Genomic DNA, 7,796 nt, shown 5'->3' on the forward strand with positions numbered 1-7,796 from the left:
CGGACTCACCGTACTGAACAGCGTATCTTGATGTATGTCTGCACCGCGCATCGGCCACAACCCTCACTCAACAATCCAAAAGCAATCTTCCGGGTTTGCAGGACTTTTTCAACAGCCTGTTAGAGGCGCCCGTAATAGATGACGGATGGAGAAATCAGTGCTGATGATGATCCAATACCCCGGATATTCAGTAGATTGTCGAAAGGCAATCCACTGTTGGAGAAGTTGAAATCTGGCACCCAGCGAGACAGGGCTTGCGTGTTTTGAATGTGCTCATCTTCCAGCTCCATGCCCGTTTTTTCGGTGACGGACAACGGCACTTTCTGAATATCTTCTCTGATCTTGCGCGCTGTTACCGTAACAGGGGGAAGGGAAAAAACATCGATTTTGTTCGAGGTTTCCCCTTTTTCCTTCGTGGATGAACTTTTCTGATTGATGGTTTCCTGTGCGTAGGCGTGTTCAAAAGAGAGGGCCAGAAGGATTGCCCAAGCCAGAGTTTTAAAGTTGAACTTCTTGACGGTTTCCATTGAGAACAATGACATAATGACGAATCCCGGACTCCATTCAAGCGAATCGACGGGCAGCATGGGCAAAACACCCATGAGAGCCATTCATGACGGACAAAGCCCTTGCCTTGGCCATCGCGCCACCAGGTGATGAAGACAACCAGTTCCGCCGCATGCCGATCTCAGACACCGCGATTCCCCTCGCCCTCAATCCGGTTGCGAGATGCCACGACAATGGCAATCCCCACGCTTCGATTATCGTCTTATAGGCAAACGATTATCACTTAGATTTATATGCAAGACAGAAGAATTCCTATGTGAACCCTATAGGATTCATCTTCTTGTATGGATTTTGGGTGCAAGACGGGACGTCGGCGCTGGCGTCAAACCCAACGATGGGCGTGAAATAGCGGTCGCGGCTGGCGAAGCGAGTAGCGCGAGTGAAGCTACTGTTGCCTATTTCCGAAGATGGACTTTGGCGGCCGACCGAAGTAGCGCGTGAATGCAACCGAGAAATTGTTGGGGTACTTGTAACCGACCTGCCATGCGGCCTGCGCCACCTGCTTGCCGGCCTCAAGCAGCGTGTACGCCTTTCGCATGCGTAGTTCAAGAAGTACGCCCATTGGCGTGTTGTTGTAGAGGTAGCGGAAACCCTCCTTCAGCTTGTGCGCGTTCATGCCAACGGCTGTAGCCAGGTATTCGACCGTCAGTGACTGGTGCAACTGGCCGGTCAGAATGTCGCGCGCACGCTCGATGCGTTCAATGTCATCAGCGGACAGCGGGGTGGCCCCTGCTGGCTTGGGCGGGGTCAGCAGGTTGAACTGTTCGGACAGAAGGCTAAGCGCGTGGATATGCAGGTCCAGACGACGGTGGCAGTTTGGTTGCGCCATTACACCAGCCTGCATGTAGCGTGTCAGAGCGGCGGCGTGCGCCATGGTCGCGTCGCTGCTGGGGTGAAACGACAAGCGATGCAGACCGGCGCCGCTCAGAATCTGGCCAGCTCGCTCCGATCCCACGTATTTGTTCAGCGCCGCCTCATTGATCACCAAACGCAGTTGCGAGACGGGATCATCCGCCTCGTAGTGCCTTTCCCCCTGAATGGCCCGGAACGCTGTGATGGTGGTGTGGCCCGCCTTGAAGAGCAGGCCGGGGGCGTCGTCTCCCCGGTAGCCAGATTTCCCGCGCAGGCCGATCGTAACCACCATCACGCGCTCGGCATGGGGGCCGTTGCTTTCCTCGACGAGTGGCCGAGTGGGGCAGTAATGCAGGCGGCTCAGCAAGAACCCTTGTTCCAGTTCCATGCACTCGGTGTAGCAATTGCCGAGATCGTCGGGCAATTGTAGACGCACTCGACCCTCGTCAAGGGCGAGGCATAACCGAGGCTGATCCGTCGTCAGACGGTAGCTGCATTTGCGCGTACTCATTGCTCCTCCCGCTTTAAGCGTTCTGCATACGAATAACTCCGCCTCGCATATTCATTAATGCAAATGATTCTCATCAAATATATATCATGATGTTAAGTCAACGTCGTGGTTATCGAAGGAGAAGACGCGATGCGTCAATCGTTGAAAGCAGTCGCTTCACCTGTGCATCTGGTCGAATCGCATGCGCTGCAATCTTGCTGGGACCTGCAGTTGTCCGGGCTGGGAGCGGATGCGGTGCGGATGGCATTGGAATGTGGCCTGTTCGCGCATCTGGGGCAGTTCGCCGGCGCTGACGAGGTCGCTGAAGAGCTGGCCCTGGACCACGCCAACACCGGCTACCTGCTGGAGCTGCTGTGGAGCATGGATCTGCTGGAGCGTGAGAGTGCCCCGCAGCAACGTTACCGAAATCTGCCTGTCGCTGCCCAATACCTGAGCACCGATTCAGACTATTACTGCGGGGATGCCCTGCTGTTCCGTCATCGCGTCCTGCGCCAGGTCGGTATGCAGTTGGATGATCTGGTGCGCAAGGGAAGCGGCATGACGCCAACCCCGGACGCCGACGCTGTTCAGCAAGGGTGGGCAATGGCCGCGCGCGCGCAGATCACTCAGGAACAGCGCGCCGTCACGGCGGAGGTGGCGTGTGAACTGTTCACCATGCAGCCCGAATTCCAGCACGCGAAGCGGCTGCTGGACCTGGGTGGCGGTCCTGGGCTGGCGGCCATTGCCCTGGCGCGGTTGCAGCCGGCGTTGACCGGAACGGTCTTCGAGTACGAAGCGGTGGCCGCTGTCGCCACCGAGCGCATCGTCGAGGCAGGGCTATCAGGTCGCCTTCAGGCGATGGGCGGCGATCTGAACAAGGATGATTTCGGCGCCGACTACGACCTGATCTGGTGTTCATCCGTTCTGCATTTCGTGCCGGATATTCCGGCGGTGCTCAATCGGCTGTATCAGGCCTTGCGGCCCGGCGGCGTGCTGGTGTGCTGTCACGCGGAAGTGCATGCGACCGCGCCGCAGGCCAGGCGCATCTTACAGTATTACCTGCACATGCGGATGCAAGGCAGACATGTTCTACCCGAAGGAGAACTGGCTCGCAACCTGACGCGTGCTGGATTTGTCGATGTAAAGCAGTGGGATGGCGTGCGCTTTCCCGTTACGCCGGTTACTGCATTGGTCGCGCATAAGGCGCGTGGAGGATAACGATGACGAAAACGCGGTTGTGGGGACTGCAACTCCTGTTCGGATGGATGAACCTGGTGTTGGCGGTCCCGAGCATCTACCTGATGTTCGGTATGCCGTTGGTAATGCGCCAGCACGGGTGGACAGGTACGGAGATCGGGCTGTTCCAGTTGGCAGCGTTGCCGGTCATCTTCAAGTTCACCCTGGCGATGCCGGTGCAGCACGTGCGATTAGGCGGCGGTCACTTCGTACATTGGCTGTGGCTGCTGGGTCTGCTGTTGCTCGCCCTGTACGTCGGAATCGGCAGGCAAAATCTGATCGAACATCGTCTGCCGCTGTTCGCGCTGACCTTTGCCATCAGCATCGCCACCACCTGGATGGACATTCCCCTGAATGCGCTGGCCGTGCAATGGTTGCCGCGCGTGGAGCAGCTACGGGCGGGCAGCATTCGATCAGCGGCGCTGTTCGTCGGAGCGGTCGTAGGTGGTGGCGCCATGTTGATCGTGCAAGCGCGGTGGGGTTGGCAAGCGCCGTTCGTGATCATGGCGATGGGATTACTAGTCGGCTGCTTGCCGTTCGCGGCGCTGCGCGACAAGGCCTCTCTCCAGACACAAACCGAGCCGGGTGAACAATTGGGCTTTGTCGCCGATTGGGTGAGCTTCTTTGGCCAGCCGGGGGCCAAACAGTGGACATGGCTTCTGCTGACCAGCTTCCCATTCATTGGCGCGGTCTGGCTCTACCTCAAGCCCTTGATGCTTGACCAAGGTATGCCCCTTGAACAAGTAGCATGGACGGTGGGCATCGCGGGCGGCGTCACTGGCGCGCTATCCAGCCTGATCGGTGGGCGCTTGGTGCGGGTGCTGGGCGCAGCGCGTGCGATTCCAGCCTACCTCCTGGCGGCGCTTTGCGCGCTGGTGCTTCTCACCGTCACTGTATGGGCACAGTTGGGGCCCGTCTGGTTGACCGCCAGTGTTCTGATCGTGGCGGCAAGTATGGGCGCGGTATCGGCGTTGATGTTTGGTTTGACGATGTTCTTTACCCGTCGGCAGCGCAATGCCTCGGACTATGGACTGCAATCGACCCTCTTCACGGTGACGCGTATAGCGGTACCCGTGGCAGCGGGTGTGATGCTGGATCGATTAGGTCAGGTCGGCATGTTGACCGGACTGAGCTTTGGCGTGCTGTGTGCCTTCCTGCTGGCGTGGTGGGTGCGGCACAGCGTTGGCACCACCGCGGAGGCGATGCTTACAGCGGACTAATCCCGGCACGAAGTGGTGCCGATGCGCTCGTGCGAGAGATGACCAGTCGTATTCCCGCCAAGGCCGCCGCCACTTATCGCATGATGCCGGGCAAAGCCCGTTTCCACCTCGAAGCGGCCATGCGCGAACTGGAGGCAAGCCTGGAGGACATGTTCGTCCTTCGCTTCATGACCAAGCTATCGAAAGAACATGACGTGCTGACGTTCGTGACTGCCAACAACAATCGCGTCATGCGTATCCAGCCGCCGCTGGTGCTGACGATGGAAGAAGCGGATCGATTCCTGGTTGCGTTCCGAGCGGTGCGCGCGGATCTGGCCACATTCGAAGCCTGACGCGGTTTGGTTGCACGCGAATAGTTTTTTCTCCGCTTCGCATATGAATATGCGGTCGATGAGTATTGCCCAGGTCAATATGCAAGATAAGAATGATAATAAGTTTGGTTCTTATTTGGATTATGAACGGAGATTGATATGCAGATACCCGCTTTAGTCGCGCCGGGTGACGAACTGAGCCGCGAGGAGGTCAATCGGTACAGTCGCCATCTTCTCATACCGAACGTCGGCTTGCTTGGCCAGAAGCGAATCAAGAAGGTCTATCGTGGTATCGCCTCGGCCCGTTGCCTGCTTCAAGATGCCGCAGAGAAGTTCGAGGCATCGAAGTCAACGTCACGAAATTAGCTGCATCGGATGCGCTGAGTGAGGCTGCCGATTGCGCTATTCAGATCATGGGCGCAGAGGGACTTGCCGATTGGACCCCTTTGTCCGGAATCTACCGGGCAGCACGCACTACACACATTCTCGATGGTGCGGACGACGCCTTGATCAGTACGGTAGGGAAACAGTTGTTATCGGCTACTGCGCCGGAGCGGCCGTTCGATCCGGTACGACCGTCGATGCATTTCTCGAAGGCGGCCGAATGAATGACATGCTGAAATCCGCCCCTGCCCAATCGACCACCATTCTAGCCAGTCTGCTGACTCTGGCGATGGGCATGCCAATGATGGTCTTCTATGCCATTGGTGTGCTTGGGCCGCAGCTCATTGCGGACCTGGACATATCTCAGGAGCGCCTGGGATGGTTGACCACCAGCGCTTTCGGGTTGGCCGCCGTCCTCTCGCCCTGGGTAGGAACCTTGGTCCAGCGCATAGGCAGCCGCAGCGGATTGAAGAGCCTGTTCCTGCTGGTCGCCCTTTCCTTCACGTTGATGGTGCTGTTGCCTGGCTTTTGGGGAATGGTGGTGGCGTTACTGTTCTGTGGAGTGGCGCAATCGCTGGCAAATCCGGCCACCAACCAAGCCATTGCGCAAGCTGTCCCACCTGGCCGCAAGGCTACGGTGGTGGGGCTCAAGCAATCTGGTATTCAGGCTTCCGCCCTTGTCGCCGGGCTTGTGTTGCCTAGTCTGTCCTTTTGGTTCGGATTAAGAGGTGCCTTCGCAGTATGGGTGCCTGTGGCACTGCTACTGGCATATATCTCGACGCGATTGATCCCGCCTAAGGCCGTCGGACCTGCGGCTGCCCAGCCTTTCAAGGTGGAGCGACCCAATAGCAGGCTTTCGATGTTGATGGCCATCCAGTTTTGTGCTGGCTTGGCTTTGTCCTCGTTCATCACGTTCCTTGGCGTCTATGCTCATCAACTGGGCGTGTCTGCCCAGCTTATTGGTGCGATGGTGGGCGGTTTCGGCGTGATGGGCATTCTTTCACGCGTGCTACTTACACCTATAGGCTCTCGCCTGCGCGACGAAACGGTGCTGCTCTTCATGCTCTTCCTGCTACCTATCGCGGCGCTGTTGGTGATGCGGTTGGCCGATCACGAACGATACTGGCCGTTGTGGGTTGGAGTCCTGGGAATGGGGCTGACGGTGGTTGCGACCAACGCCATTGCCATGAGCATGCTGCTGCGAGACCCGCGCTTTGGCCTTCCGGCTCGTACGGCAGGCATGCTGTCAGTTGGCTTCTTTGGGGGCTTTGCCGTCGGTCCTCCGCTATTCGGCGTCCTGTTGACCCTGCCGGGTGGGTACTCGGTGGCCTGGCAATTTCTGCTCGGGGCATTGGTTGCTGGAAGCCTGCTGTGCGTAGGTCTGTACCGACTTCGAAACCGTAAAGAAGAGATTTGATCCTATGCGACAAGACGCGCTCAAGCAAACCGCCATTGAGGCCATCTTTGAACGCATGGACAGCATTGCAGCGCAATGCTATGACAAGTTTCCACTGTTCCGAGTGGCTTCGGCATCAGATTGGACACTCTCTAAGCGCGGTTCTTGGATGGGTGGTTTCTGGGCGGGCCTATGGTGGTTGAAGGCAGCCGTCACAGGGCGAGGCACGGACCGGGACCAAGCCGCGCAGTGGTGCACAAAGTTGGAAGCCATGCTGGATGAGCCAAGCGTGAATCGTAGTTTCGTGTTCTGGTATGGCCCTGGTCTTGGTGGTCGATTGCACGGTGACGACGACGCGGCAAGGCTTGCGCGGCGCGCGACACAGGCAATGGCTGACAGCTTCGACGGATCGTTGGCCGCGTGGCCGCTGGGTGAAGGCATGGGGGGCGGAGATAACGGACGGCACACGCTCAACGTGGATTCGCTGGCGCCAATTCTCTCGCTGATGCATACGCACGGAGGGCGCAAAGGATGCATTATGGCGCAATGGCGTCTGGATGCCTGCATGACGCATTTACAGGGAGCCGCTGGCGCTTGGCGTAGTCATGTGGTGGTTCTGGTTCCGCATGCTGCTGAGGAGACCGCAGGTGCGTGGCAACGAGGACAGTCCTGGGCGATGCTCGGACTTGCCGAGGCCGCGCGCCTGTATGGACAGAAACGGTATATCGATGCGGCGGTACGCGCATGCGCGTACTGGCACCGCCAGTGGGATGGTTCAGCGCCAGGCAATGGTGCATCGCCCGTTGACCCATGTGCGTTGGCCATTGTATCCGTGGCCCCGCTCAGGCTGTGGCAACACTTGCCGGATAGGCTATGGCTGCGTGAACAGTCCTACCTGCATCTCGAAGAGCTGTTGACAAAGGAAATCGTGGAAACTGGAAGTTTCGTGGGGCATCACTATCGAATCGGTCCCAATGAGGTCCAGTTGGTGGAGTCTCCTTGCGCCACCTTTTTCCTGCTTGAGGCACTCTTGATTCAAGCAAAGATATTGTAAGTCTTCGGCCCCACCTCCTGTGAAGGAACATTATCTCTGCTCTCAGAACGTCAATTTAAATTGGGTGGTTATCGAATGTCGCAGATATTGAGCGATTTCGTCATGTTCGTGAGCCTAACGCCTGAATTAAGCTGCGTCGCGAAGCGGCGTCGGCTTGAATGAATTGTTAAGGACACGCTGAACTATTGCTGATTCAGCCGGCGAGGTGTTTGGCCCCTCGCGTATCCGTCCACGGTGGCGCGAACCACGACTTTAGCGTCGTTGACGCCGGCCTATTAGCGTGATT

At 57.9% G+C, this 7,796-nt stretch carries 9 protein-coding genes; 7 read left to right on the forward strand and 2 right to left on the reverse strand.

The window, feature by feature from the left end; all coding sequences use genetic code 11:
- Positions 1 to 119: 119 nt before the first annotated feature.
- A complete protein-coding gene (locus tag P8014_RS19800) occupies positions 120 to 602 on the reverse strand; it encodes a Plug domain-containing protein (protein WP_337819057.1) in 483 nt (160 codons plus the stop codon).
- Between the two features lie 11 nt (positions 603 to 613).
- On the opposite strand from P8014_RS19800, the gene P8014_RS19805 reads away from it, so the two are divergent.
- Complete coding sequence (locus P8014_RS19805; RefSeq protein ID WP_337819058.1) at positions 614 to 775, forward strand: hypothetical protein; 162 nt, start codon at positions 614 to 616, stop codon at positions 773 to 775.
- A gap of 177 nt (positions 776 to 952) precedes the next feature.
- Here P8014_RS19805 and P8014_RS19810 read toward each other — a convergent pair whose 3' ends face one another.
- Entirely contained in the window at positions 953 to 1,855 is a 903-nt protein-coding gene (locus P8014_RS19810; RefSeq protein WP_337819059.1) for an AraC family transcriptional regulator, read from the reverse strand.
- Positions 1,856 to 2,059: 204 nt separating this feature from the next.
- On the opposite strand from P8014_RS19810, the gene P8014_RS19815 reads away from it, so the two are divergent.
- The 6 genes from P8014_RS19815 to P8014_RS19840 all read left to right on the forward strand — a co-directional run bounded on the left by P8014_RS19815 (position 2,060) and on the right by P8014_RS19840 (position 7,510).
- Complete coding sequence (locus tag P8014_RS19815; RefSeq protein WP_337819060.1) at positions 2,060 to 3,127, forward strand: methyltransferase domain-containing protein; 1,068 nt, start codon at positions 2,060 to 2,062, stop codon at positions 3,125 to 3,127.
- A 2-nt stretch (positions 3,128 to 3,129) separates the two neighbouring features.
- The gene (locus tag P8014_RS19820; protein ID WP_337819061.1) at positions 3,130 to 4,365 is read left to right on the forward strand and encodes an MFS transporter; all 1,236 of its coding nucleotides are present in this window, start codon (positions 3,130 to 3,132) and stop codon (positions 4,363 to 4,365) included.
- 38 nt (positions 4,366 to 4,403) lie between these two features.
- Entirely contained in the window at positions 4,404 to 4,697 is a 294-nt protein-coding gene (locus P8014_RS19825) for a hypothetical protein (RefSeq protein ID WP_337819062.1), read from the forward strand.
- Positions 4,698 to 4,835: 138 nt separating this feature from the next.
- Complete coding sequence (locus P8014_RS19830; protein WP_337819063.1) at positions 4,836 to 5,042, forward strand: hypothetical protein; 207 nt, start codon at positions 4,836 to 4,838, stop codon at positions 5,040 to 5,042.
- A 238-nt stretch (positions 5,043 to 5,280) separates the two neighbouring features.
- On the forward strand, positions 5,281 to 6,477 hold the full coding sequence (locus P8014_RS19835) for an MFS transporter (protein WP_337819064.1): 1,197 nt from the start codon (positions 5,281 to 5,283) through the stop codon (positions 6,475 to 6,477).
- Between the two features lie 4 nt (positions 6,478 to 6,481).
- Entirely contained in the window at positions 6,482 to 7,510 is a 1,029-nt protein-coding gene (locus P8014_RS19840; RefSeq protein WP_337819065.1) for a hypothetical protein, read from the forward strand.
- Positions 7,511 to 7,796 lie beyond the last annotated feature (286 nt).

Source organism: Acidihalobacter sp., from assembly GCF_037381185.1.
GTDB lineage: Bacteria > Pseudomonadota > Gammaproteobacteria > DSM-5130 > Acidihalobacteraceae > Acidihalobacter_A.